The organism is Streptomyces achromogenes (genome assembly GCF_030816715.1).
GTDB lineage: Bacteria > Actinomycetota > Actinomycetes > Streptomycetales > Streptomycetaceae > Streptomyces > Streptomyces achromogenes_A.
Genome location: NZ_JAUSYH010000001.1, coordinates 7058773 through 7081959 on the forward strand (window position 1 = coordinate 7058773; position 23187 = coordinate 7081959).

The window sequence follows — 23187 nt, forward strand, 5'->3', positions numbered from 1 at the left end:
CGCCTCACGAGACCAGCCCGAAGTCGTCCTGCACCGGCTCGGCAGCACCGCGGCAGGCCCAGGGAGAGCAGCCGTCGGCCACGCCGTTTTCCAGTTCCTCGACCGCAGCGGATCGGTCGTCAAGTTCCTGCTGGCGCGCTGCCCACTCGGCGGCCGTGACGTGATCGATCGGGGCCTGGTCGAGGGGGACACGGGAGCGGTGCAAAAACGCCTGCCCGAGAAGCCGGTTCCCGGAGGCGTTCGCCCGGGCATTGCCCTGGCGGACGGCAGCATCGAACGCCACCACGTCCGCCCATTCCTGAGGGCTGGTGTCCCGGATATTCCTCCACTGCGCGTTTCCGTGAAAGGGACAGCCCAGACAACTCGACTTTGGCGTATCCGCCAGGCCAATGGAAGTCAGGTAACTGGCGCAGTCCGCGCGTGACCAATTGAGGTCGATGAGTGGGTGCCGGTTGCGCATGTACTTGACGTCGGCATCCTTGGCGCGGTGGAATTCATCGGTCGAGATGCCGACCCACTGCTCGACGAAGATATCCTTCGGGATGCGCTGCGGATATGGGTATCCCAGAAGGTTCCGGACTTTCTTCTTGATCGGCTTAATTTTATATTCACCGGTACATTGCCGCCTGGTCATACCTGGAGTTCCGTCCTTGTTCAGGACGTAGAGTGGCATCGATGCAAATCTATGGTCGGGGTCCAGGGCGTCCTTGCGTATATTTCCGGACGATACGCGGAGAACGGGTATGCCTGCGGGTCTGGCTATTTCTCGCTCCAGCCGGTCGAGATGGGAATAAACGGCTCTCGGTTCCCAGCCCGTGTCGGCGAAAATTGCGTAGTCGACCTTCGGGAGTATGCCTTGTGCGGAGAGGGCGAGCATGGCGCTGGACTGGATACCGGCACCTAGTGAAATTGCCCGGAAAGCAGGGAGTTCGGAAATGATGGGTCCTGGGGGTGAGGAGGGTGGGGGCTCGGTTCGGCGGCGAGGCGGGCGATGCGGTCGCTGATGAGCGCGGGGTGGCGGATGGGCAGCGCGTGCGTGGTGCGGGGGAGGATCTCCAGGCGGGCGGCAGGGAGTTGGGCGGCCAGTTGCTTGGTGTGGGCGGCGGGGATGTGCCGGTCATCCGCGCCGGCCATCAGCAACAGCCGGTCGCCGAACTGGTTGAGCACGGTGGCGTCGCGCGGCTGGTAGCGGCGCAGGCACTGCCACAGGTCGGCGAGATCGCGGGTGTGGGTGTGGCGGATGCCGTGGCGGCACGGCGGTGGCCCGTCGGCCGGTCGGTCGGGGTGGGGCGCGAGGCTGTAGGGGTGTGTAGTGGGCAGCCGGTGCCGCAGGAGGTCCACAGCCTGGGGCGCGTGGGTGCAGGTCAGGGCAAACAGGCTGCGTCCGGCGGCCAGAAGCAGGGCACGCGGGCTGCGGCCGGGCAGCACGCTCGCCCCGCGTGCGGTGGCCGACAGCAGCACTACGCCCCGTACGCGGGCCTGGTGCTGGGGGTGGAGGGCGGCGAGTTCCTGCAGGACGAGGGCGCCCAGGGAGTGGCCGGCGAGCACCAGCGGCCCGGCGGGGACGATGCGGGTCAGGATCTGGTGCAGGTCGTCGGCGAGCTGCCGGATCGTCAGCGGTGCCTGGCCGCGCGAGGTGTGACCGTGCGCGCGCTGGTCGTAGCGCACGACGGTCAAGCCCAGCCCGGTCAGGTGCCGGGCGTGGACGCGCCACAGGTCCGCAGTGACGGACGCGCCGTGCACCAGCACGACCGTCGCGCCGCCGGAACGCGGGTGCACCGGGGTGTCGCGGTAGACGGACAGGCGAGTGCCGTCCGCGGCAGACACCGACAACACCTCGGTGGCAGAAGGAGGGTTGCGCACAGGTAGGACTCCCAAACGGGGGGATCAGGTAGGGGGCAGCCGTTCGCGCCGGGTTGGTGGAACCGGCCCTTCGGCAGCTGTGTCGCGCTGGATCCCGGCGGCGGACATGTTCAGCGGCGCGGGCGGAACGCTGACGGTCGCCAGTGCAGGACCGCGAGCCGCCCGGGCACGGGCGAGGTCCCGCGGCGTGGGCACCGCTGCAACCCGGGGCGCCGCGGGGGCGTCTGGCTTCAGCGGGCGCAGGTGGGCGTGGTACTCGCGCGGCACCAAGGCGCGTTCACGGGAGACCGACGCCGGATCAGCCAGAGCCGTGGCGAAGGCCGCGACCAGACCGGCAGGGTGGCGCTGTGGAAATCGGCCTCCCACAGCGCCCGCCGCGTATACGGGATGGCAAGGATCCTCGCGCGCCACGCCTCGTCCCGGGCCACCGTGTGCCGGCCGAACGAGGAGGGAGGGCGGTATTCCAGGCGGGTTAGCCGGTCGGGCGAGGTCGCAGGACTTCTCACACCATCGCCGGACGGCCATCGCGCTCGCGGTAGGGCTCGTCGTCCCATCGGCCCGCAGCGACGTCGGCGTCCAGGGCGGCGGTGACGGCGGCGACGATCTCGGGCGGGGTCTTGTTCGTGAAGGCCGCGGTCCACGTCGGTGGGGCGTGCAGATCCGTGCGGCAGTAGATCTGTCACAACGCGGTGGCGTCCGGCATCAGTTCGGATCCTTCCGGGAGGAGATTGTCCAGCCGTCGGGAACTTCGGCGATCTGTGCGCGCAGACAGGGGCTGGAGAACATCTGCCCCGCGGGCGCGCGTGTCTCAGCCCAGTCCGCTGCGTGCAGCGGGCGGGTGACCACTGTGGAGTTGCCGGGGCCGGCCAGGTAGACGGGGCTAACCAGGGCGCGGTCCGTTGAGGCGAAGCCGGTCATCGCGTGCGTCCTACGGCGGCCTTGGGTGCAGTGGCCGCTGTGGTCGTCAGCGCGGCTCGGGGACGCTGCTGCGTCAGGGCCCGGTGCCCGTCCTCGGTGACGGTGATCTTCTGGCCGTGGTAGAGCGAGGTGCTGGTGTCGGCGGCGACGAGTCCGCGTTTGGCCAGGGCCCGGTAGGTGGCGATGGAGACGCGGGTGCCGTCGTCGGTGGCGACGCGGGTGACGCCCAGTCCGCGTTGTGAACTCTCATACAGCCGACCGCCGCCCAGGAGGGCCATGAGGGTGTCGTACTGGGCGGCGGTGAGTGCGGGGCCGGTCGTCTGCTGTGCGGATGCCGCCTGGTGGTCCTGCATGGATGTCAGGTCTTCGGTGATGCCGTGGGCGAGGTAGTGGCACCCGATCGCGCTCAGGTCGAGCTGGTGGGCGGCATCGCCGAGGTGCTCGGTCATGCGTGGAATGGCCTCGGTGTGCCGTACGGTGCGCACCGCCTCGTCGTCGGCCGGATAGCCGGGGAACTGCGCGCCCTCGTACGGGTTGGCGAACAGCGCATTGGCGAGGTCGTTGCCGGCGAGCGAAGAAGCGACCACGACCGAGGCCAGCAGTTCCAGGCTGGCGCGACTGCCGGCGATGTTGGTGTATGCGCTGTTGTCGAGGGCGGGCAGGTGCAGCAGGGCGGTGGCCGTGAGGTCCTGTGCCTTGAGCAGGAGAGGGCTGATTCGGTGCAGCGCGTCCGTGCCGGGGGTGTAGGAGACGTCGCGTACGCGTGCACGGAGGGCTTCGAAGTCTCGTGCCAGCTGACGGAGCTGGCGGACTTGTTCGTTCAGGTCGAGCGGGGGCGTGGAGATGGGGTGGCTCCTGGGGACGGCGGTTCAGCGGCTTCGGGTGGTTGCCTGCGCAGCGGTGGGGATCGGGCGGGGCGTTATGCCGGGGGCGGTGCCTGGCCGCGCTGGGGGTAGTCCGATGACTGTGGCGAGGGCGGTGACGCCTGCTGGTGTGAGGCGCACGCGGTCCTGTGGTGGGCCGCCGATGTAGGCCCCAAGAGCGGAGTTCGGGGTCCGTTCGGCAAGGTCCTTCGACTCCAGGGCCCGCAGTGTGCTCATGAGCACCTTGGGCTCCCGGGAACGCGTGAACTCCCGCCCCAGGGAGCTGCTGGCCACGACATGCCCGCAGGCGATCTGCGCCAGGGCAGTGCGCTGCGTGGCGGTGAGCCGTTCATCGGGTGCGATGGCGGTCGACCAGTGACGTCGCCGTGTCTCCGCGGCGAGAGCTGCGGCGCAGCCGACCGCGGCTTCGGGAGCCAGGGCGGTCAGCTCACGAGCCGCCTGGGCGCCGTAGTCGGCTGACGCGGTGCTGAGATAGGCGAGCTGTTTCAGCCGCACCACGGTCTCCGTCAACTCGGGGCTCTCGTAGAGCCGTTCATCCTGGATGGCTTTGACGGCGATGCAGGTGTCGGACGCCAGGTGCTGCGCGGAGGCGACGTGGGCCTGCGGCTCGGGTTCCGTCCGGTGCGAAGGAGGATGTCGAGCGCGTCGTTGTGCCGGGTGTATTGATCGGCGAGGCGGAGCAGGCGCTCGACGGGCGTCAGCGGTGGCGGCACGTCGAACAGCAGGGATTCGGTGGGCGGCGTGGTCATGAGCGGCGCCGTGCGGTCGGGGCGGGCACGGGTACGGAGGCGGTCGCGCTCGGCGTCGTGGGACGGCAGGGCGCACCAAGGCAGTCGCGGGCCGCTGCCAGGGCCTGACCGGCGTCGTCGAGGTGGACGCGCAGGCGGCTGTGCTGGTCGATCGCGTCGAGCTGTTTTTGGAGCGTGGCCTGCGCGCGGGGCTGGGCGAGGGTGATCAGTGGTGCGAGGGCCTGGGTGTAGTGGGCGATGGCCCGTCCCAGGTGCCCGGTCGTCTGCCCGAGGGCCTCGGCCGGAGGGAGGCCGGCGATGTTCGGAGCGAGCTGATATTCGGCGTCGGCGGCCATGCGGGCGGCGAGATGGCAGAGCAGACCGATGTGCCGGGTGGCGGTGAACAGGCCGCTTCCATCACCGGTGATGCGGTGGTCGCGCATGTCGGCGATGACGGCATCCGCGGCTTCGTGCGGCTCCATGTCTTCCAGGTCGGCGGGCTCGTAGGTGTGAATGGGCGCCTCCGTGGGCGAGTTGAGTGGGGAGCGCGGACTAGGCGGCGGTGCCGAGGTCGGTCTGCTGCGGGGCCGCCTTGGCGACGGCGCGTTCGGTGATGCCCTTGGAAGCGCGGGCGGAGGCGGCGGAGAGTTCGCCGGCGCCGGGCTCGAGATACCAGGGGCGCAGGTCGAGCATGGCCGCGCGCATGCCGGTGGCGAACGCGAGGGCGGTGCCCTTGGGCAGGGATCGGATGGCGTCGGCGGCCAGGATGCGTTCTTGCCGCATGCTGACGGACGTGGACTTGCCGGACTCGGAGATCGAGGTGGAGGTGGTCTCGACGTCGTGGTCACCGATCAGGCGGGACAGCTTGTCGGCGAAGTCCGGGTCGTCGATTCCGGACCCGATGACCTTGATCGTGGAGGCGCTCCACATGGCGTCCATTCCGGCGTCGCCCCAGACCTTCTGGCCCTGCCGGTAGCTCTGCAAGATCGTGATGGGAATGATCCCGCGGCTGCCGAGGTGGGAGTAAAGGTCCGGCAAGTCTGAGATTTTGCAGACGTTGGCGGCCTCGTCGAGGATCGCCAGCATCGGCGGGTCGAGGCGTCCGCCGGCGCGTTCGGCCTGGGCGGTCGCGGCCCGCATGACCGAGTCCGCGCACGCGGCGATGAGGGCCGAGGCGCCGCCACCGCCGTCCTTCGACAGCAGATAGAGCGTGTCCTTGGAGGTGACGAACTCGCTCGGCTTGAACTCCGCCACGTCCTTCTGTGGCGTCACCCATGCTGCGATCTCGCTGTTGAGCAGGGCGGCGGCGTACTGGCGGGCGGTCTCGTAGATCCCGTCGCGGGTCTCCGGCGGGCCCTCCACGGTGCCCTTCAACTGCGCGGCGACGGCGGCGAACCCATGGTCGCGCAGAATGTCCAGCGGGGTCCGGTCGGCGGGGAAGGCCAGCCACTGCATCACGTCGGTGATCGGCCGCTTGGCGAGCGCAGCTGCCAGGAAGAGCTGCGAGAGGATGTTCGATCCGGCCTTGGACCAGAAGTCGCCCTGCTGGGAGGCGTCGACGCTGGCGGCGAGGAAGTGGCCGGCGAGGCGGCCGGCGCCGTCGAGGGTCTTGGCGTCGGACAAGGGGTTCCACCACATGGCCCGTTCGGCGTGGGCGATCTGCTGCGGGTCCATCGACCAGGTCCGGCCGACGGCTGCCCGCGCGTCGAGCGTGGCCGTGTAGGCGTCGCCTGCGGCCTTGTTGGAGGTGAGCAGGACGGGGCCGGGCGCGTTGAGGATGGAGGGGATCGCCAGCGACGTGGTCTTGCCGGAGCGCGGTGCCATGATCGCGACGGCGACGTCCTCGTACCCCATGCGTACTTCGTGCTTCGTGCCCTGGAGGTTGCCGAGCAGGATGCCGGTGTCGGCCGGGTTGAGATGCTTGGCGTCCTTCAGACTCGGGCGCAAGGAGCGGGCCTTGGCGGTGATGGCCTTGGACATCAAGGGCTCGATGTCCCGGTGCTTGGCCATGCCGGCGACGCGCTTCCTGCGTCCGCCGCTGCTGTCCTTGTGCCGCTTGTACAGCACGGCGGCTGTGATCCCGAGTACGAGCAGGACGGCGCCGGGCAGGATGCGCGTGCCCCACAGCAGGGACGTGTCGCCGAGGCGGGGCCACAGCTGATCGGGATGGAGCAGCGCCTGCACGGGCTGATAGGGCGCGCGGGGACCGGCGTCGGTGGCCCAGGCGGTGAGATTGCCGCCCAGCCACGCCAGATTGGACAGGGGGACGGCGATGGCGAGGACGACGCCCAGGACGCGGAAGGCTGTGTCGTAGCCGTCGGTGGACGAGGTGGAAGAGGGCTGGGGCAAGGGCTGTTCCAGGGACGCGGGGAAAGGAACGCGGCGCGGGCGGGGCCGGTCAGCGGGTACGGCGCGGCGAAGGGCCGTGCGGCGGGGGCGGGGCAGTGGTCGCTGGGCGGTGCCGGGCGGCGAGGGCGTTGACGCGTCGCTCCAGGGCGAAGGCGATGTCTGGCGGGGGGACGTGACGGGTTTGCATGGTCATGCGGTCGCGGGCCAGGCCCGGGATCCGGCTCGGATCGCGGGTAATGGGTGTCCGGTCGGCCAGCGACTGCGTCACCGCGGCGATCAGGTGCAGCGGGGTGGTGCCGGTGAACACGGCCCGCCAGATCGTCGGGTCCTGGATCACCGCAGTCTCGATGCTCCACAGATCCCGGCCGGGGGCGCCGATCCGCCAGACATGCACGATGTTGTCGGGTGAGGCGAGGCAGCCGAGGTGGGGCGGCGTGTGCCAGCCGGCGTCCCGCAGGGGGGCGCAGGGATCGGGCGCCGCGGTGGGCGGGCCGGATGGATCGGTCAGGGCGTCGGTGAAGGCGGCGATGATCTCGACGGGGGTGCGGGCTTCGAAGGTGGCCGTCCAGCCGGGGTGATCCGCGGTACGCGCGTGCCGGATGGTCCACCAGCCCGGATCGTCCGGGTCGGGGTCCAGACGCAGCTGGGTGTACTGGTCCGGGCTGGTGAGCAGGACCCGCGGCATCAGCGGGTCGTGTCCGTAGCTCCAGCCGGCGGCGCGGTGCAGCGGCACGGTGATCCAGCCGGGATCTCCGCCGCCCGCGAGATGGCGCGGGGTGATGAGCGCCTGCTCGACGGTGTCGTTCACGCGCACCACCGCCGGGCCGCAGACGACGCAGCGGCGGCCTTGGACACGTGCGGGGCCGTGATCGATACCGGTGCGGATGCCTTCGGCTGCTTCTGCGCCAGCGCGTTGATGGCGAAGAGAGCCTGGCCGTGGATCGCCCACTGGTCGAGGTAGTGCCAGGCTTCCGCGTAGCTCTCGGCGAGCGGTTCCTCGAACGCCTCGGTCCCGGGCCGGGCACACGCGGGCAGTGCGCGGCGCACGGCGAGCCAGTCGTCGTGGACGGCGTACAGCCCCTTGGTGCTGTCGCGCAGTTCTCGCACCTGCCATGCGTAGCGCCGGGTCCGGGCGGAGGCGGGCAGCTGGGCGAGCTGCTGCTCGGCAACGTGCACCAGTTCGTCGGCGTGGTAGTACACCCGGCCGAAGGCGCCCAGGGTGTCGGAGTCGCGCAGGCGCTGCCGCAGGCCGTACGCGTCCTCGTCGTAGGGCTGGTGCGAGTCGGGGTCGGAGTGCTGGTCGGAGTAGGCGTCCCAGGCGGCGAGGACCTGCCTGCTTACCCGCAGGTAGATGGCGAGTTGGCTTAGGTAGAGCTGGTGCGCCGGGCTCGCGGGTTCGAGTGAAATGGTCAAGAGGGGCCTTTGGGGCTGCAGTTCTGATGGAGGTGCGGCGCGGCCGGGGGCCGCGCCGCGTGGTTCAGCGGCCCCGGGCCGTAGTAGCCGCCATCTCGGTGGCGGGTGCCGGCGCGGGGCGCGTGGTCGGCGCATTGCTGCGGCGGGCCTTGCGGGCGGCGACACGGATGGCTTTCAGACGCGCGTCGTGGGCGGCGGCCAGCTGCTCACCCTGAGCGCCGCGTTCCACCTGGGTGACCAGGTGGGAGTGCGGGACGTCGTAGTGGCCGCGCGGCACGGGCGCGGGATCGGTGAGGGCGGTGGCGAAGGCGGCGACCAGGTGGCGGGGCGTGCGGTCGTCGAAGTACGCGTGCCACAGCCGGTTGTGGCCGCCGAGACCGGTGGGGAGCGCCACTTCGGCGGTCCAGCTGAAGTAGTCGCTGGTCAGCGTCGCCCGCCGCTCCATGGTGGTGATGCCGTCCGGATGGCGCGCACTCTCATTGCCCCGCTCGTCGCGCTCGTAGGTCCAACCCGCTGCTTGCAGCGTCGGCCAGGCATCCGGCTCCGCTGCCGGGGCTGGCTGCAGGAGGGCGTCGGTGAATCCGGCGATGATCTCGGCGGGCGTGTTGCCGCCGAACGACGCGTGCCAGCGCTCCGCGGAGATCCGCCACCAGGAGGAGTACGTGTCCGCAGCGGGCTCAAGCACGAGCGTGTGCCGGAAGTCGGGGCTGGCCAGGACGACATGGGGAAAGTCAGGGTCGGCGTAGTTCTTCCACCCGCCAGCCCGCAACGCCTGGGTGACATGGCGCGGGTCGCCGGGCCCGGCGAGATGACGGGGACTGGTGTCGAACCAGATACGAGACCAGGGGTCGTCGGCCTTGCTGGAGATGTAGGGGCGGGTCACGACGTCGCCGGGGGACCTGCGGGCTCGAACGCGTGGCCACTTAGGCGCTGCACGTCCCAGTGCAGGACGTGCCAGTCCGTGGCCTCCTGGGCGGCGTCCCGGAGCCCGTCGATGATCAGGCGGATCTCGTCGGTCTTGGGGATGGCGGCCTGGTGGGAGACGAGGCGTGCGGCGCTGCGCAGGACGTCGCCGAGCAGGATGGGGACGCCGGTGTCCTCGTCGAGGAGGCGAGCCAGCAGCGGCAGTATGTCGGCGACGGGTGGGTTGGTGCGCAGGTACTCCCTGAACTGGGTCAGGGTTGCTGTCGCCTGCGCGATCTGGTCGGAGCTGGGGGTCGAGGGGTTGGGCATCAACGTCCTTGCGTGAAACGGGTGGTGAGGGGGCTGGATGGAGTTACTGGTCGGGGCTCTCCAACAGGACCTGGGGATAGCCGGGCACCGAGTGGTTGCTCCAGCTGGTGGCGAGCAGGTACTCGGTCACCTGAATGGTGGGGCCGTTGACGCGGGAGTAGAAGCGTTCGTGGCTCACCGGGCCCGGCCTGACCGCCCGGCGTACGGGCGGGCGCCGGGAGGGGTGCGTGTCCGGTTGGTGGCGAAGGAGTTGCGGGCCCACGTGGCCGCCCTGGCGGCGGTGATCCGGGCCTGCTGCCAGGCGCTGAGCTGGGACGGCAGGACGGACACGGAGGTGGTGCGGATCCGCTGGGAGGACGGGACACGGCCGAGCGGCCGCATCACCGGCTGCGGATCCGACAACGCCGTGCTGAATGCCTGCACCAGATGCATCGGCGTGGTCGGCGTGAACATCACCTCCCACACACGGCCGTGTTCGTTGCGGGCACCGGCCCACCAGTGTGCCTGCCCGGGGCCGGACTGGTGGAAGCGGACGAAGGCATCGCCGTCCGGGCTGCGGGCGGTGAAGTGCTGGCCTCGCTCGGTCTCCCAGCCCTGTTGCTGCAGGGGCTCCCACATGTTGGGGGCGTGCGCCTTGCGCTCCTTGAACAGGGCGTCGGTGATACCGGCGACTATTTCGACGGGCGTCTGCCGGCCGCAGGTGGCGTGCCATGCCTCCTGGTCCGCGGTCTGCTTCCCGCTGATGGTCCAGCCGCCGGGCTGGGTGAACGGGTCGTATCCGATACGCACGGACTTGTCCGGGCTGTCGAAGACGACCGGTCCGCCGGCCTTGGACTTGTCCTTCCACCCGGAGGCGCGCAGGTACTCGGTGACGTAGCGCAGGTCGCCACCGCCGGCGAGATGGCGGGGCTCGACGAGGTAGTGCTGCTGCGCCTGCTGACCGGCGGCGCCCCAGCCGGCCCACTGCTTGTTCTGTCTCACCGGCGCCGCCTGACGACCATCGCCGATCCGGCGGGCCGCGCAGCCGGGCTGGTGGACGGGGCGGCGGGCGTGGCGAGCTGCTTGATCGTGCCGGTGTGCTCGTTGAGGTCCTCGCCCACACTGTCGAGTTCGTTGGCCGCGCGTCCCAGGGCCAGCCACACCTCGGGGTGCAGGATGCCCCGCTGAGAGTGATCCTGGGCGAAGCGTGATCCGGTGGCGACCAGTTCGGTGACTCGTCCGAGCAGGCCCTCGTCATAGTCGAGGACCTTGCCGAGAATCTGGGCGGCCTCGTGCGGCGGCGACTGGGCCAAGAGCTGTGTGAGCTGGCTGAGTTGGCGTGCGATGTCGTCAGCGAGCCGTACCGAGGAGAGGGGCGGGTGGGTCATGGGCCTCCTGAACGGGCCAGGTCGGACTGCTAGTTGTGGTGGCGGATGCGGTGGCTGTCGACGAGAAGGAACATGTCCCGGCGACGGGCTTCGTCGAGGGCCGCTTCGGGGTGCCCGTCGGCCAGCAGGTTGGTCCGTGTGCGGCAGCCGGCGGTGATGGCACGCAGGTAGCGGCGGAAGAGGGCGGTGGCCAGGCGGGGCTTGCGGTCGGCTGTGATGGGCGGTGGGGTGCGGTCGGTGTTGCGGGTGACGGGGACTCCAGGTGAGGGCTGGGCCGGCCCCGGGGCCGGCGCGGTTGGTGGTCAGCGCGTTCGGCGAGGGCGCGACGCGCTCGGGGCAGGTGCCGCGGGCGCGGATGACGGCCGGTCTGCTGGGGATGCGGCGAGGGCGGCGCGGTAGGCGGTGCCGCCGAAGAGGCCGGCATCGACGGAGACCTGGTAGCCGTGACGGGTCAGCACCCACGCAGCCCGATCGGCCATGTCTTTCATGGCGATCTCGTCCATGCGGTCGGGGACTTGATGCCAGATCTCGCCCTCGCAGTCGTGGCGTTCGAGGCCGAGGCCGTCGAGCAGGACGAGCAGCTGCTCCGGGGCGCTGGTGCGGGTATCGACGTAGATCGTCCCGTCGCGGTGATAGAACTCGACGTCGACCTCATGCTCGTCCGCCAGGCTCACGAGCGGGACTCCTTTCGATCGTGGTTCACCGCCGACGAGGTGTCGCCGGACTGCCGTGGGCGCGGACGACGGAGGCGGTCGCGGTGTTCGGCGTGGCTGCGGCGCTGGGCTCGCGGCGCACTGCCGCTGCGGCCTCCTGATAGGTGGCGGCGTCCCAGACGGCGTCGGTGATGTTGACCAGGTATCCGGCCACGAGCAGCGAGGGAACTGCGCTGGTGGCGAGCCTCTTCTTCTCGGCCTCGGTGAGGTGGGCGGGCACCTCGTGCCAGACATAGACGGGCCCGGCCGTCGTCAGGGTCTTGCGTTCGAAGCCGAGGCTGTCGAGCAGGGCCAGGAGTTCCTCGGGTGCATCGGTGGGGGTGTCGGCGTGGACCGTGTCGGTCAGCGGTTTGATGTAGATCTCGACGTCGGTGCCTTCGTCGTCGGCGCGGTTTCCCACGTACGGCATGCTCCTGTTGGGAATCGGGTCAGCGCCGTCGAATGGCGGGCGCAGCCAGTGGCGAGGGCGCTGTGCACACCGGGCTGGGGCGGGTCTGTGGGGCGGGGCCGGTGCGGTCGGCGTCGTTGCGGATCTGCTCGATCTGCCAGGTGAGGGTGGACAGGTTGCTGACGATGACCCCCAGCTGCATCGCCACCTGCGGGTCGCGGTCGGTGTCGTTGAGGCGTCGGCCCCACGATGCCCAGGTCGCTATCAGTGACTGCGTAAGGCGGGGCAGCAGGCCGTCGTCGGGTGCCGCGATTCCGGTCAGGACCGCCGCGACCTGCCGGTCGTCGGTGGCATCGCTGCCGAGTGAGGTGAGCTGATCGAGATGGCGGTGGGCGGCTTGCCGGTCGCTGCCCTGAGTGGCCAGGGTGTTGAGCGTGGGGTCGAGATGGACGCTGTATCCGGCCAGCAGCAGGGCATGGGCTGCAGCGGTGGCACCCTGCCGCTGCTCCTCGACGGGCAGGGCGTGCGGCAGGCGGTGGTAGTCGCCGCGTGGCCCTGGGGCGGAATGGAAGCCGCCGGTGGTCTGTAGGAGTCCGGCCGCGCGCTGGTCGCCCCCGATGGCGACGACCAGCGCGGTTTTCGGGTCCCGGGTGATAGTGACGTAATCCAGGACGAGGAACGTCGGCTCGTCCCGGTGCGCGAGAGTCATCGGCCCCGGTGCGGAGAGGTGACCGGCGGGTTCGGAGGCGTTACCGCGGTGGTGCCCAGGGCGGGCCGGGCGGGCGGGTTGCGTAGGACGACGCCGACGCCTAGCTCGGACAAGCGGTGGCCGGCGGCTCGTACGGACGCGGCCTGGCGCGCTGAGTCGTCACCGGACAGGACAAAGACGTTGCTTTCCGCGTCGAGGGCGAAGCCGTAGTCGGTCAGGGCCTGGACGATGTCGGGGCGGTCAGGCTTGTCGACGACGAGGGCGTCGCCGGACCAGGTCATCACCACATGTTCCGGCTCGGCGGCAGGTGGCACCGTGAGGCGGGCGGCGCTGTTGCGGACTTGGCCGAGGGCCTTGTCGTACCTGGGCAGCAGGCCGTGCGTGATGTCCTCGGCGGCGCTGAACGGATCGGCGGTCACGGCGATTCCGTCGGGCTCGCGTACACCACGGAACGCTTCGGCCGGTGCGTCGGTGGGGGCCATGGCGGCGATCAGGTAGCCCTCGCCGTGCCCAAGCTGGTCCGCGACGAACAGTCGGGTGCCGTCGTCGCGGGTCAGGACGGCGCAGTGGTCCACGTTGCGCTTGGCCAGGGTGTTGGCGACTTCGTTCATGTCCCACACGTGGTCGGTGAGGGCGACGTGGTCGTTGGTGCCGCCGTGGTCCGGGTGGTATGTGCTGGTCCAGGCGCCAGGCAGTTCGCCGGCGAGGACGGCAGCGAACGAGCCGAGGCCGGTGTCGGGGGTGGAGTCGTGCATGGTCTCCTCAGAAAGGAAGGGAGCAGGGGTCAGTGCCGCCGGTTTGACGGGGCTGCTGCGGCGGGTGCGGCGGGTGCGGCGGCGGGGCTGGTGGCCAGGCGCGGCGGGGGCGGAGGACAGGCGCAGACGGCGGAGGCTTCGCGCTCGTCCGGCCCGACGTCGGCGGTGCACGCGCGGCGCTGGGGATGGTCCTGGTGCCGGTCGGCGAGGTCGTTACGCATGTGCGTCAGGTCGGATCGGATGACGCCGAGCCGGTGCTCGGCGAGGTACTGCAGCCGTTTCGCGGTGTGCAGGTCCGGGGCCTGGCCCAGGTCCTCATAGAAGGCGGCGGTCGCGGTGAGGACTTCGCCCAGCGCGATGAGCACTCCGTCGTGGAAGGCGGTCAGTTCGGTCAGCGCGTCGGCGACCTCGTCACTCGTGGTGGCTTCACGGATCCGCTCGGCGAGGCCGGCGACCAGCGAGCCGAGTGGCTGGTAGTGCGCCTCGCGCGTCATCGTGTCGAAGGCGTCATCGGCGTCGACGTGGTAGCTGACGGCGCGTAGCCGGGCCACGGCGCGAGTGGCGAGACGTTCCTCCTCGGCTATGTCGAGACCGAGGGGCAGGCGGTGATAGGTCTCGTGGAGGCGGACGACGGGGACAAAGCCGGTGCGTTGAAGGATGCTGTGGGCTTCCGGATCGCCGCCGCGGGCGAGGACTTCTCCGGAGTGCACGTCGCGCCCCAGGGCCAGGAAGCGATCGGCAAAGGCCAAAAAGCTGTTCTTTCTGTCGTGTCAGTGGGTCATCCGGACGCCGGGCGTGGGAGGCACAGCGGTCATCCGGGTCCAGAGGGGCACCGGCCGTGCGGTGGCGGGCAGAGCGACGGCGGTGGCGTCGAGGTCCTGCTGGATGCCGTGCAAGCGGCGGGCGATCAGCTCCAGTTGGTGTCCGGCGGCCGGGCCGTAGGCGTGCGGGAGGCGATCGAGACGGTGGGCCGCGTGCTCGACGAGGCCACGCACGGTCGCGAGCGGACCGGTGTTCTCGTCGGCGAGCTGCCGGAGCAGTCCGGCGAGTTGAGCGGTGGCGTCGGCAGCGCCTGGTGAAGCGCCGTTGGCCGGTTCGGTGGAGCGATCCGCGAAGCCGGCGGTCTGCTCGGGATCAGGGCCGGGCCAGGGAGAGCGGAGAGCCAGCTCGGCCTCGATGCGCCGGCACTCGACTCCCAGGAGCGGAAGAAGCTGGCGGTGCTGCGTGATCCAGGTGCCATCCGGCCGGATGAGGTTGGCGAGCAGGTCGAGGCGGCCGGGCTGTGCCTGGACGGCGATCCAGCGGCAGCCCTGGTCGTCCCCCGGCCGCTGGATGCCCGCCACGCGGGCAATCCGGTGGGCGATCTCGGACCACTCGGGGCCGGTGAGGTCGCGATCGCTGGGGTGCAGGCGCACATCCGCGTGCCAGATGGCGCGGCGGTCGTCCTGCGGACTGACCGCGAAGGGGTGCTGCCAGCGGGGGTCGTCTAGGTGCTCGGCCCACTCGGCGGAGGTCCAGGTCTTCTGCTCGTCATCGAGCGTGTAATAGTCCAGCCCCGGCCAGTGGGCGACCACCGTGTGCTCGGTCAGGCCCTCTTGGCCGCTGGCCGGGCGGCCGAGGGCATCGGCGAGCGGCGCGCTGGGGCTGATGTCGCGTGGATGGATACGGATGATCATTGTGATGTGGGCTTCCGACGCCGATGGGCGAGTTAGGTCAGGTCATACGCGGCGGTGATCAGGGTGAAGCCGCACAGGCCAGATCCGCGTTGCGCTCCGGGCCGGGGGTCATCGCCCGCCTCGGGCGTCGGCGACGTGGACTACCTGATTGAGGTGGTTGACCGAGTACCAGCCGCAGTCGACGTCCTGGTCGGCGCCAGCCAGGCGCGGAACCAGGTAAGTGCGCAGCGCCTGCTGGTAGATGAGGCAGTCCGGGCAGCGGCTGGAGAGATGGACCAGGTAGCGCGGGTGAGCGGTGAGGTACGTGCGCTCGCCGCCGACCGGGTCGTACAGCCGCCATCCGTCCTCGTCGGTCGGTGTGTGCCACGAGGGCGTGACGACCTTGTAGGAGTCTCCCCACAGTTCGCTGCTGGCAACGCCCTTGAGGATGACGACCTGGTCGCCGGGCCGGAAGTGCTGGTGGGTGATGTCCCGTTCGGGGGTGACGACGTCACCTGGAGCATGCGGATGGCGGGAAACGGCGTCGGGCACAGCGGGGGGTTCCTTCCACGATCAGGCGCAGGGGAGGCGGTGGGAGGAACAAGGATCCGGACGATCCCCGGTTTCGGTAACCGGGGATCGTCGGGTATAAGACCCCGCGTCTACCGGAACGGATTCTCGGTTCCGATGTCGTTGCTGGTGGCGGCGTCCAGGAGTTCGGGCAGGTCAGTGCCCTCGGCGTCGCGCTGATCGATCCACCACCCAACGCGGGTGACGGTGCGGATCGTGTCCTCCAGGACAGCCCAGTCGGCCTCGTCCCAGCTGCCTTCGGTCACCAGCGCGTTGTACGCGGTCGTGACGAGCTGGTGGCGGGAGCGCTCACCCCAGGCGAGGGCCTTCTCGGGTCCTTCGAGCGGCGGCATGTCGAACTTCTCGGCCCACTCGGTGGCGGCCTGCTGTTCCTCCGCGCGCTTGGCGGCCAGCCACTCCTCCTTGCCGGCGCTGTCCTCGTCGCGGGCGGCCTTCCAGCAGTCGGTGCAGTCGCGTCCCTCCAGCCAGCGGGCGAATCCGGCCCGCCGGTCGGCGGGGCGGTTGGAAAGATCATGCGAGATTTCGTGTCCACAGCTGTGGACGATGTTCCACGTCGTTCGGACCCCCGGGGAATTCCGTTTGACGGGCGTTACGTTCGAGGTCGGGCTGCTGGTCTGGGGCTTCAAATCGAGTGCCTTTCGTTGGCGGTTGGGGTGGTGGCCTGCGTCGTTGCGGAGGGTCATGCATCAGATGCACGATTCATGCGGCGGACGGAGGTGGTCTGGAGTGCTTGGCGGTGGTCTTGGGGACGCTTCCGCCTTCTGCGTCGTCTCAGCGTGTCCTGCGGATGGCGTCTGTGGCCGCCGTGGCGATGGCGACGGGAGCGCTGGAGGGCTGGGGCAGGTGCAGCAAGGTGGTCCCCGGCAAGTGGCGGGACTCCGCGGTGAGGGTGAGCTGGAGTACGGCGCAGCCGGAGGTCGTGAGCTGCTTGACGCGGGTGACGGCTTGAGCCGTTTCGTCGCTGCCGTACCGGGCGTCGGTGACGATCACGAGGAGGCGGCCGGCGCCGGGGCGGCTGAGTTCGAGGCCGTGGTCGAGTGCGTCGATGGCGTCGCCGAGGTTGTGGTGGCCGCCGGTGGCATCGAACGTCGTCACGCGCTCTGGTGCTCGGTGGGTGGGTCGGGTCAATGCGGTCAGGTGCCTGTCATAGGCGATGGTGGCGGTCAGCGAGTCGGGGTCGGTCAGGGCTGCTGCGCGTGCCACGATCCAGGCAGCGGACGCGACGGGCGCGCAGGCGGCACGCATGGAGCCGGAGACGTCGACGGCGATACCCACACGCAGCGGTGGGGTGGGGGAGTTCCGGCGGCGGGTGTGGGTGAACGGTTCCGCGGTGGGGACCGACCCGGCCGCGCGCTGAGCGTCGCGGGCGAGGGCCGCGCGCATGTTGAGGCGGCCGGGCGGGGTGGGGCTGGTGGTCCGCTCCTCGGTCCGCTCGCGGTAGGCGGCGGCACGCAGGGCGCGGCTCAGGCGCGCGGCGGCACTCTGCTCGGCGGCGGTCGGCCTGCGGGTGCCGGTGACCGGGTTGCCGGAGGGCGCCGGTGTGCCGTCGGGGGTGACGGTGGTGCCACGGGCGTTGAAGACCGACTTGGCGGTGGCGGCGGCTTTGCGTCGCTGGCCGGCCCGCTGGGCGCGGTCCTGAGCCTGCGCCTTGGACTGCGCGGCCATGGCGTTGGTCGCTGCGGCCTGTGTCGCGAGGTCGGCGGCGTCGGTGGCTGCCGTGCTGTCCATGACGACCCCCACGGCGCCGGACAGCAGATCGGTGAGGTTCTCCGGCACGGGCAGGGCGGGGGCCGCGGTGTCCAGAGCATCGCACCATTCTTGAGCGTGCGCGAGCATGGTCGTGGCGTCGTGGTCGGTGCACTGGTGGGCTGCGGTCCAGATGCGGGTGAGTGTGGCCAGCAGGTTTGCGCCCAGCACCTTTTCGCACAGATCGGCGACGGCCCGGGTCTCGCCGGCGTCCAGGATGCCGACGTCACGGCGGCCGAGGACCAGGGCCGCCACGGCGGCGGCGTGCTCGATGCCCTGGAGGGTGGGGTGGGCGATGTCGGGCATGACCAGGGTTCGGGCACTGGTGCGCAGGTACGTGCGGTCCGTGGGCCGCGTGATGAGGTGTGCGCCTTCGACGCGGCTCTCCTCCAGCAGGAGCGCGGCCTCGACGACACGGGGGTTCGCTCCGGCAGGCTGTGTCCAGACGGAGTGGGCCGCGTGCGCGGCCTCGTGGACGAACACTCCCCAGGCGGCGGGATACCGGTCCTCGTCGCCCACGATCCGCGGATGGATCTCGTGGGGCTGGAGCGGGGCGAACAGGCCGGCGTCGAACTCGACTTCGCCCAGAGTGGGGAAGAACGCGGCCGGTGCGCCGCTGCGCGTGCCGGGGCGGCAGGTGACGAGGAGGTCCTGGCGGCCGGAGAGGGCTACCAGCCGGTCGCCGAGTTCGGCTCCCACGCGCAGCCACGCGTCCGGGGAGGAACGGGGTTGCGCGGGCGGAGCGCCGTCGTCGTCCCATCGCGCGAGGTCGGCGTCGTCGTCAGGCGTGGTGGCGGGGGACTGGACGTGGTGGTGGGCGCTCATCGCGAGCGGCCCCGGTGTGCGGAGACGGTGCTGCCCGGGGGCTGCCGGGCGGCTGAGGCGGGGAGCTGCTTGCCGAGGGTGAGGGGCGCGATCTTTTTGATGCCGGCAGCTTTGATGACGGCGTCGGCGACGGCGTCGCGATCCTCCACAGGAGCGATGCCGACGAGGTTCGCGAGCGCGGCTTTGGTGCCCAGGACGGCCTCGGTCTTCTGGTAGCTGAGCAGCTCTCGCAGTTGGGGGGCCCATCCCAGCTCGCCGAGTTCGACCTGGTGGGCGAGGTGTCGGGCGACCCGGACCACCCGGGCATCGATCCTCAGCGCCAGGGCGAGGTCATAGTCCGTGCCGATCTGGATCTGCACGCTGAACCGGCTCGCGAGCGCCTCCGTCAACACCGCCCCGTGGACGCCGGGATTGTGGCCCGCCACCACGTAGAAGCCCGGCTCGGCCTTGATGGTCTCGCCCTTGTGGGCCTTGACCTGGATCTGCCTGCGCCCGTCCATCGCGGGATACAGCGCCGCCAGGACCTTCGGTGAGATCAAGGTGGCATCGTCGATCAGCAGGGCGCGGCCCTCGGTCATCGCGGTGACCAGCGGACCGTACTGGAAGACGTAGCCTCCCGCGTCGTCCTGTGTGTACTCGCCGATCAAGTCGCCGACCGTGGTGTCGCCGTCACCGGCGACGGTGAGCAGGTCCGGGAACGCCGCCTCGACCAGACTCGTCTTGCCGGTGCCCGGAGGGCCGTAGAGCAGCACCGGCACGTCGGCGTCGCGCAGGCGATTCAACGCCTCGACGTCGGGCAGATCGGCCAGCTCCCGGGGGTGGTAGACCTGGCCCCCCGCGCGGCGGATCGGGCCGGTCTGCCTGGGCGTGGCTGCTGCGGGAACGGTCGTGCGGGCCGTGGCCGCCTGGGCGCGGGGAGAGTGGGTGCCCGGTGGGCTGATCACAGCGGTCTGCGCGGCTGCGGCGGTTCTCGCGTTCGCGCGGAACTCCGGTTGTCCGGTTCCGCCTTGGTCGGCCTCGCCGCGTCGCACCAGGGTGAGGGCGGCGTTGCGGACGGCGCCGTGGGAGTGGCCCAGCTGCCTGGCCATGTCCCCGATGGTGAGCGTGTCCGCCGGCCGGTCGGCCAGCAGTCGGGCCACCTTGGCCCGTAGTTCGCCGCCCTTGGTGCGCGCTGGACTGGTAGGCGTTCCGGGTGTGGTCAAAACGAGGCCCCTTCAACAGGTGCGGGTGCGGGCGGGGTTGGAGAGGCTGGCCGCTCTCGGAGCGGATCACGGACTGTGCCGACATCGGCGATCGGGCCAACCGGGGTGTACCGTCGGCGCTGACCGGCCGACCGAGGGCTCGGTCCAGGTGCAGGGGATGGCCGGCGACGAGCAGCTCGCTGGCTGCTGAGCAGGCCCGTGCGTCTGCTCCGTACCGGGTTCCGTCGCTCGGCAGGCGCAGCCTGGCGTCTCTTCGAAGCCGGCCTGGAGCAGGATCCGCCGGGCGGCGGCGTTGTAGCCGGTGGTGGTGATCTCGCCGGTGATGGTGTGCCGGATCGTCATGAACGGCTCTGCCGGTGCTTCGGGCAAGGCGGATCTCCTATTGGTGGTGGCGGGAAGCGGTGGGGTGTTGGGCGAGGGCGTGGCGGGCCCGGAGCTTCCAGCACCTCAACGGTGCGTGGCTGGACCACGAATGATGGGCAATGACTGCCGACCTGCTCCAGGGCGGGCCTCACCGCCCCGCAGCTACCTGACTCGCCTTTCCGCACGTTCTGATAGCCGGGTGTACCAACAACGGCCATATAGGGGCGAATCTCCTTATTGTCATGGGTGGTTCGGTGTGTTCCGGGCATTCGGCGCGACCTGGGCGTGGTGCTAGCACGGGCAGTGGCCCCTGGCGATGACCTTGGCCTGGCAGTGGCGGGCCGTCCGGTGGAGCTTGGTGAGCGCCTCACGTGCTTGGGAGTGGTTGTCGACAGCGGGTGGACCTCGTCCTGTGCCGGGTGAATCCCGCCAGTTCCAGGTCAGTGGTCGCCCACCGGTGCCGCTCCCCGCTGGAGAGCACGACCACCGTGTTGCCGGCGGCGAGGTGCAGGGTGATCTCGCCGGAGGAAGTCAGGGCAGCGGGCTTTTGTCTTGGAACGCCGGGTCAGCGCCGTGGCCGCCGCTGGGTGCCAGCGGGCGAGGGCTGCGCGGTCATGGCAGTCTTCGTGCGGCGCAGCGTCGGCGGTGCGGACGCTGCGGCCGGGGCGGGGCGCAGGTCAGGGTCGAGGTCGACGCTGTAGCGGGCTGCGGTGAGCATCTCCGCAGCCCAGGTGGCGTGTTCGTTCTCCCAGGTGCGGCCCAGGTCGAACGGCAACCGGATCCACACGCCACGCAGCATGGGATACGTGTCGAATCCGGCACGGGCCAGGACACTCGCGGCGAAGGCATCAACCGGGCCATCGACTTCGACTTCGCCGCCCAGGCCGCGGGTGATGCGGATCGCTTCGTCGCTCATTGGCTCCGCCCCTTTCCGGCTGTCTGTGCTCGGCCGCCCACGGGCACGGCGGCGGTCTGCGGCAGAAACTCAGGGAGGGTGGCTGCCGGGGCAGTGAGCCTTTGCGGGGAGCGGGTAGCCGCTGCCTGCGCGATGGGATTGGGTTGCTCCATCAGCTTGTTGCGCACGGCCGGTTGCGGGGGGCGGGCGGTGAGGGCGGGGTCGAGGGGGTAGTCGGCCTGCACCGCGTAGCCGTGTCGGCGAAGGTCGAGGACGGCTTGGCGAGTACGGCGGACGCCGTCCTGCTGGGGGTGGGTGAGCCGGTACAGGCCCGGGGTCTCGGGGATCGGCTCGAACTGTTCACGGACCAGGAACCAGTCGGCCAGGTGCGGGGGGATGTTCGCGGTGGCGGCGGCCACGAAGCCGTGGTCGGGATGGGCGCCGAAGCGGAAGTGGTCAGACAGAGGCGAATCCTTTCGTGAGCGGTCAGCGGTCAGCGGTCAGCGGTGCGCTGCTGCGGAGCGCGGGGCGGGCAGCGGCGCGGGGCGGGCGGTGAGCGTCGCGGGCTGGGCGCGGACAGCGCGGCCGGCCCGCCCGGTACGGCGGCGCGGGCCTGGCGCTCGAACGCTTCGCTGTCGGCGAGCCACGTCTCGATCGCCGGCAGGACGGCGAGGCCGAGCTGCCCGCGGACCTGGCTCCACTCGTGGGCCGGCAGTGTGCGGGGGATCGAGTACAGATCGTGGCGCAGGTCGTTCCATTCGTTCCAGGCGTCCTGGCTGTGGTCGAGTGCCTCGCGCAGGCGGGTCAGGGCCGCGCCGTCTTCGGGCCAGAGGGTGGCGGCGGGACGGCAGCGGGTGAGCAGGATCGGCGCATGTTCGAGCACGTCGCGGTAGGACAGCCAGGCGTGGTCGGCGAAGTCCCGTGCCAGTTTTGAGATCAGGCGGGAGTTGCCGAGCGGAACGCCGTCGCTGTACCGGCCGGAGTCCTTGATCGCCTGGAGAGTCTGCTGTTCTTCCCGGATGCGCTCCAGGGCGCGCAGGACGCTGTTCAGGTCCTGGTTGTGCAGGGCGCGACGGTAAGCGGGCAGGAACGTGTGCGTGACGGCGTGGGCGGCGAGGCCGGGATCGGCGGGCAGCACGATGCTGTGAGGCGTGGTGGGGTCGTCGTGGGCGTCCTCTTGCTCCCGCTCGGTGAGAGCGCCGAGGAGGTATCCGCTGCGGTGGCCGGGGCGCTCGATCAGCAGCAGCTCGGTGCCGGCGCCGTTCTTCAGGCCGGACGCGAACGGGATGCGGTGGTCTTCGAGGGCCCGGTATATCTCGCCGGCTTCCCACAGCATGGGCCAGAGGTCTTCCTGCCACAGCGGGTGGCTATAGATCTCCAGTACGGCGCTCCAGGTGCCGGGCAGCCGGGCGGCGATCTCGGTGCCGATGTCGCCGAGGTAGGGCCGGCTGCTGGTGATGATGGTGGCGCCGTGTTCGTGGGCGTGATGCACCAGGGCGCTGACGGTGTCCCGGGCAGCCTGCGCGTCGGCCAGCGAAGCGGTGAACACACCGTTGGGCAGGCGCCTGAATCCGGCGTCTTCCAGCGCTTGATGGGCCTGCGGGTACTTCTCGCCGGAAGCGATGGCGACGAGCCCCAGAGGGCGGCTGGTGGTGAGGGTGATCTCGGCGGAGGGGGTGGGCATCAAGGTCCTGGTGGGGCGAGACCGCGGGCGAGTTCGTCCAGACGGACGGGGCTCACCGGGTCTTCGGGGCGCGCTTGGGCTCGGGGGTGCGCGGTGGTTCGGCGTGCGTAGGCTGCGCCGAGGGGCGGCGGGATGGCGATGAGACGCGTTCGATGCTCACCAGCGGGGCGACGGCGGCGGGGAAAGGAAAGGACGTGGAGCGCAGGGTGGGCCGGGGATCGAGTGTCTCGGCGACAACCGCGTGCATGAGGAAGGGCGGCGTCTTGTCCGTGAACGAGATGTCCCACAGGTGACCGAGGTCTTCCGGGGAGGCGGCCAGGTGCCAGGTGATGGATGCGTCTCCGTGGATGGGCGGCGCTGGCGAGTCCACGGGGCGGCCGACCACGGCAGCGTGTCCGTCATGCGAGATGAATCCGGAGAGCCCGAAGTCGTCGAAGTGGGTCCAAGAGTCGACGTCGACGTAGAGCTCCAGCAGGCCGGGCTCGGCGCCGATGCCGTAGACGACGTGATCCGGATCGGCGGCCAGTTCGCCTGCCAGGGTGCCAATGAGCCTGGCGACGAACTCGATCGGCACATTGCCCGCGATATCCGCACGCCAACGCTCAGCAGCCTCTTCGTCGGTGCGGGCTGCGATCACCATATGAGGGCCTCGGCCCACCACTGCTTGGTCGTGGCGGATCGTGATGCGTCGGCATGGGCTGGTCACGGTCAACGACGACGCGTCGGCGTGTGCGCTCCACGCGGTTTCCTCGGCGAAGATGTCCAGGAGCTGTTGGTGGTCGTTGGGGAGGCTGGCGGCCAGGTAGCGGGGAGAGATGAGGACCTTCTCTCGGGGACTGTCCTGGTCGGGGTCGTTGGGCATGGTTCTTCCGGTGGGATCGGGGAGCGGGCGACGAAACGGGGGCG

General features: G+C 70.5%; 31 protein-coding genes. All 31 read right to left on the bottom strand.

The window, feature by feature from the left end; all coding sequences use genetic code 11:
* Positions 1-4 precede the first annotated feature (4 nt).
* Positions 5-877, bottom strand: a complete 873-nt coding sequence (locus QF032_RS31405; RefSeq protein WP_306948063.1) for a hypothetical protein — start codon at positions 875-877, stop codon at positions 5-7.
* A gap of 23 nt (positions 878-900) precedes the next feature.
* Positions 901-1827, bottom strand: coding sequence for an alpha/beta fold hydrolase (locus QF032_RS31410; protein ID WP_306948061.1), 927 nt, complete (start codon positions 1825-1827; stop codon positions 901-903).
* Positions 1828-2093: 266 nt separating this feature from the next.
* Positions 2094-2417, bottom strand: a complete 324-nt coding sequence (locus QF032_RS40705) for a DUF317 domain-containing protein (protein ID WP_373430402.1) — start codon at positions 2415-2417, stop codon at positions 2094-2096.
* Positions 2366-2539 (bottom strand): DUF317 domain-containing protein, encoded by a 174-nt coding sequence (locus QF032_RS40710; RefSeq protein ID WP_082413007.1) that lies wholly within the window; start codon positions 2537-2539, stop codon positions 2366-2368. Before QF032_RS40710 ends, QF032_RS40705 begins: the two co-directional genes overlap by 52 nt.
* A 26-nt stretch (positions 2540-2565) precedes the next feature.
* Positions 2566-2781, bottom strand: coding sequence for a hypothetical protein (locus QF032_RS31415; protein WP_307058518.1), 216 nt, complete (start codon positions 2779-2781; stop codon positions 2566-2568).
* Entirely contained in the window at positions 2778-3368 is a 591-nt protein-coding gene (locus QF032_RS31420) for a hypothetical protein (protein ID WP_307058520.1), read from the bottom strand. Before QF032_RS31420 ends, QF032_RS31415 begins: the two co-directional genes overlap by 4 nt.
* A gap of 282 nt (positions 3369-3650) precedes the next feature.
* Positions 3651-4175 carry a hypothetical protein gene (locus QF032_RS31425; RefSeq protein ID WP_307058523.1) on the bottom strand — a complete coding sequence of 175 codons (525 nt, stop codon included), beginning with the start codon at positions 4173-4175 and terminating at the stop codon, positions 3651-3653.
* A gap of 235 nt (positions 4176-4410) precedes the next feature.
* On the bottom strand, positions 4411-4875 hold the full coding sequence (locus QF032_RS31430) for a hypothetical protein (RefSeq protein WP_307058525.1): 465 nt from the start codon (positions 4873-4875) through the stop codon (positions 4411-4413).
* 70 nt (positions 4876-4945) lie between these two features.
* Positions 4946-6742, bottom strand: coding sequence for a type IV secretory system conjugative DNA transfer family protein (locus QF032_RS31435; RefSeq protein WP_307058527.1), 1797 nt, complete (start codon positions 6740-6742; stop codon positions 4946-4948).
* A 49-nt stretch (positions 6743-6791) separates the two neighbouring features.
* Complete coding sequence (locus QF032_RS31440) at positions 6792-7550, bottom strand: DUF317 domain-containing protein (RefSeq protein WP_306948049.1); 759 nt, start codon at positions 7548-7550, stop codon at positions 6792-6794.
* Complete coding sequence (locus QF032_RS31445; protein ID WP_306948047.1) at positions 7547-8155, bottom strand: hypothetical protein; 609 nt, start codon at positions 8153-8155, stop codon at positions 7547-7549. The genes QF032_RS31440 and QF032_RS31445 overlap by 4 nt, the downstream gene beginning before the upstream one ends.
* 64 nt (positions 8156-8219) lie before the next feature.
* Positions 8220-9038, bottom strand: a complete 819-nt coding sequence (locus tag QF032_RS31450; protein ID WP_307058529.1) for a DUF317 domain-containing protein — start codon at positions 9036-9038, stop codon at positions 8220-8222.
* Positions 9035-9388: a hypothetical protein gene (locus QF032_RS31455; protein ID WP_307058531.1), complete on the bottom strand. Its 354-nt coding sequence runs from the start codon at positions 9386-9388 to the stop codon at positions 9035-9037. Before QF032_RS31455 ends, QF032_RS31450 begins: the two co-directional genes overlap by 4 nt.
* A gap of 43 nt (positions 9389-9431) precedes the next feature.
* Complete coding sequence (locus QF032_RS31460) at positions 9432-9566, bottom strand: hypothetical protein (RefSeq protein WP_306948042.1); 135 nt, start codon at positions 9564-9566, stop codon at positions 9432-9434.
* Positions 9563-10369: a DUF317 domain-containing protein gene (locus tag QF032_RS31465; RefSeq protein ID WP_307058533.1), complete on the bottom strand. Its 807-nt coding sequence runs from the start codon at positions 10367-10369 to the stop codon at positions 9563-9565. Before QF032_RS31465 ends, QF032_RS31460 begins: the two co-directional genes overlap by 4 nt.
* Entirely contained in the window at positions 10366-10755 is a 390-nt protein-coding gene (locus tag QF032_RS31470) for a hypothetical protein (RefSeq protein WP_133911449.1), read from the bottom strand. Before QF032_RS31470 ends, QF032_RS31465 begins: the two co-directional genes overlap by 4 nt.
* A 302-nt stretch (positions 10756-11057) precedes the next feature.
* Positions 11058-11429, bottom strand: coding sequence for a hypothetical protein (locus QF032_RS31475; protein WP_307058536.1), 372 nt, complete (start codon positions 11427-11429; stop codon positions 11058-11060).
* Between the two features lie 25 nt (positions 11430-11454).
* Positions 11455-11877: a hypothetical protein gene (locus QF032_RS31480; RefSeq protein WP_307058539.1), complete on the bottom strand. Its 423-nt coding sequence runs from the start codon at positions 11875-11877 to the stop codon at positions 11455-11457.
* A 19-nt stretch (positions 11878-11896) separates the two neighbouring features.
* Positions 11897-12565: a hypothetical protein gene (locus QF032_RS31485; protein ID WP_307058541.1), complete on the bottom strand. Its 669-nt coding sequence runs from the start codon at positions 12563-12565 to the stop codon at positions 11897-11899.
* Complete coding sequence (locus tag QF032_RS31490) at positions 12562-13320, bottom strand: hypothetical protein (protein WP_307058543.1); 759 nt, start codon at positions 13318-13320, stop codon at positions 12562-12564. Before QF032_RS31490 ends, QF032_RS31485 begins: the two co-directional genes overlap by 4 nt.
* 29 nt (positions 13321-13349) lie before the next feature.
* A complete protein-coding gene (locus QF032_RS31495) occupies positions 13350-14069 on the bottom strand; it encodes a hypothetical protein (RefSeq protein WP_307058544.1) in 720 nt (239 codons plus the stop codon).
* A 21-nt stretch (positions 14070-14090) separates the two neighbouring features.
* The gene (locus QF032_RS31500) at positions 14091-14996 is read right to left on the bottom strand and encodes a hypothetical protein (protein WP_307058546.1); all 906 of its coding nucleotides are present in this window, start codon (positions 14994-14996) and stop codon (positions 14091-14093) included.
* 108 nt (positions 14997-15104) lie between these two features.
* Positions 15105-15527, bottom strand: coding sequence for a hypothetical protein (locus QF032_RS31505; protein WP_306948024.1), 423 nt, complete (start codon positions 15525-15527; stop codon positions 15105-15107).
* A gap of 110 nt (positions 15528-15637) precedes the next feature.
* A complete protein-coding gene (locus QF032_RS31510) occupies positions 15638-16087 on the bottom strand; it encodes a hypothetical protein (RefSeq protein WP_306955874.1) in 450 nt (149 codons plus the stop codon).
* A gap of 250 nt (positions 16088-16337) precedes the next feature.
* Positions 16338-18137 carry a hypothetical protein gene (locus QF032_RS31515; RefSeq protein ID WP_306948022.1) on the bottom strand — a complete coding sequence of 600 codons (1800 nt, stop codon included), beginning with the start codon at positions 18135-18137 and terminating at the stop codon, positions 16338-16340.
* Positions 18134-19276, bottom strand: coding sequence for an AAA family ATPase (locus tag QF032_RS31520; protein ID WP_307060440.1), 1143 nt, complete (start codon positions 19274-19276; stop codon positions 18134-18136). The genes QF032_RS31515 and QF032_RS31520 overlap by 4 nt, the downstream gene beginning before the upstream one ends.
* Before the next feature lie 129 nt (positions 19277-19405).
* A complete protein-coding gene (locus tag QF032_RS31525) occupies positions 19406-19681 on the bottom strand; it encodes a hypothetical protein (RefSeq protein WP_306948020.1) in 276 nt (91 codons plus the stop codon).
* Positions 19682-20267: 586 nt separating this feature from the next.
* Complete coding sequence (locus QF032_RS31530) at positions 20268-20618, bottom strand: hypothetical protein (RefSeq protein WP_306948018.1); 351 nt, start codon at positions 20616-20618, stop codon at positions 20268-20270.
* A complete protein-coding gene (locus QF032_RS31535) occupies positions 20615-21016 on the bottom strand; it encodes a hypothetical protein (RefSeq protein WP_306948017.1) in 402 nt (133 codons plus the stop codon). Before QF032_RS31535 ends, QF032_RS31530 begins: the two co-directional genes overlap by 4 nt.
* Positions 21017-21090: 74 nt before the next feature.
* Positions 21091-22281, bottom strand: a complete 1191-nt coding sequence (locus tag QF032_RS31540) for a hypothetical protein (RefSeq protein WP_307058547.1) — start codon at positions 22279-22281, stop codon at positions 21091-21093.
* A gap of 52 nt (positions 22282-22333) precedes the next feature.
* On the bottom strand, positions 22334-23143 hold the full coding sequence (locus QF032_RS31545; protein ID WP_307058549.1) for a DUF317 domain-containing protein: 810 nt from the start codon (positions 23141-23143) through the stop codon (positions 22334-22336).
* Positions 23144-23187: the final 44 nt, after the last annotated feature.

Bases quoted from the DNA above. Each gene is read 5' to 3' on its own strand.
- QF032_RS31405 (WP_306948063.1), bottom strand. From the start codon at position 877: ATGCTCGCCCTCTCCGCACAAGGCATACTCCCGAAGGTCGACTACGCA.
- QF032_RS40705 (WP_373430402.1), bottom strand. From the start codon at position 2,417: ATGGGACGACGAGCCCTACCGCGAGCGCGATGGCCGTCCGGCGATGGT.
- QF032_RS31415 (WP_307058518.1), bottom strand. From the start codon at position 2,781: ATGACCGGCTTCGCCTCAACGGACCGCGCCCTGGTTAGCCCCGTCTAC.
- QF032_RS31430 (WP_307058525.1), bottom strand. From the start codon at position 4,875: ATGGAGCCGCACGAAGCCGCGGATGCCGTCATCGCCGACATGCGCGAC.
- QF032_RS31455 (WP_307058531.1), bottom strand. From the start codon at position 9,388: ATGCCCAACCCCTCGACCCCCAGCTCCGACCAGATCGCGCAGGCGACA.
- QF032_RS31470 (WP_133911449.1), bottom strand. From the start codon at position 10,755: ATGACCCACCCGCCCCTCTCCTCGGTACGGCTCGCTGACGACATCGCA.
- QF032_RS31480 (WP_307058539.1), bottom strand. From the start codon at position 11,877: ATGCCGTACGTGGGAAACCGCGCCGACGACGAAGGCACCGACGTCGAG.
- QF032_RS31485 (WP_307058541.1), bottom strand. From the start codon at position 12,565: ATGACTCTCGCGCACCGGGACGAGCCGACGTTCCTCGTCCTGGATTAC.
- QF032_RS31490 (WP_307058543.1), bottom strand. From the start codon at position 13,320: ATGCACGACTCCACCCCCGACACCGGCCTCGGCTCGTTCGCTGCCGTC.
- QF032_RS31500 (WP_307058546.1), bottom strand. From the start codon at position 14,996: ATGATCATCCGTATCCATCCACGCGACATCAGCCCCAGCGCGCCGCTC.
- QF032_RS31515 (WP_306948022.1), bottom strand. From the start codon at position 18,137: ATGAGCGCCCACCACCACGTCCAGTCCCCCGCCACCACGCCTGACGAC.
- QF032_RS31525 (WP_306948020.1), bottom strand. From the start codon at position 19,681: ATGACGATCCGGCACACCATCACCGGCGAGATCACCACCACCGGCTAC.
- QF032_RS31530 (WP_306948018.1), bottom strand. From the start codon at position 20,618: ATGAGCGACGAAGCGATCCGCATCACCCGCGGCCTGGGCGGCGAAGTC.
- QF032_RS31540 (WP_307058547.1), bottom strand. From the start codon at position 22,281: ATGCCCACCCCCTCCGCCGAGATCACCCTCACCACCAGCCGCCCTCTG.
- QF032_RS31545 (WP_307058549.1), bottom strand. From the start codon at position 23,143: ATGCCCAACGACCCCGACCAGGACAGTCCCCGAGAGAAGGTCCTCATC.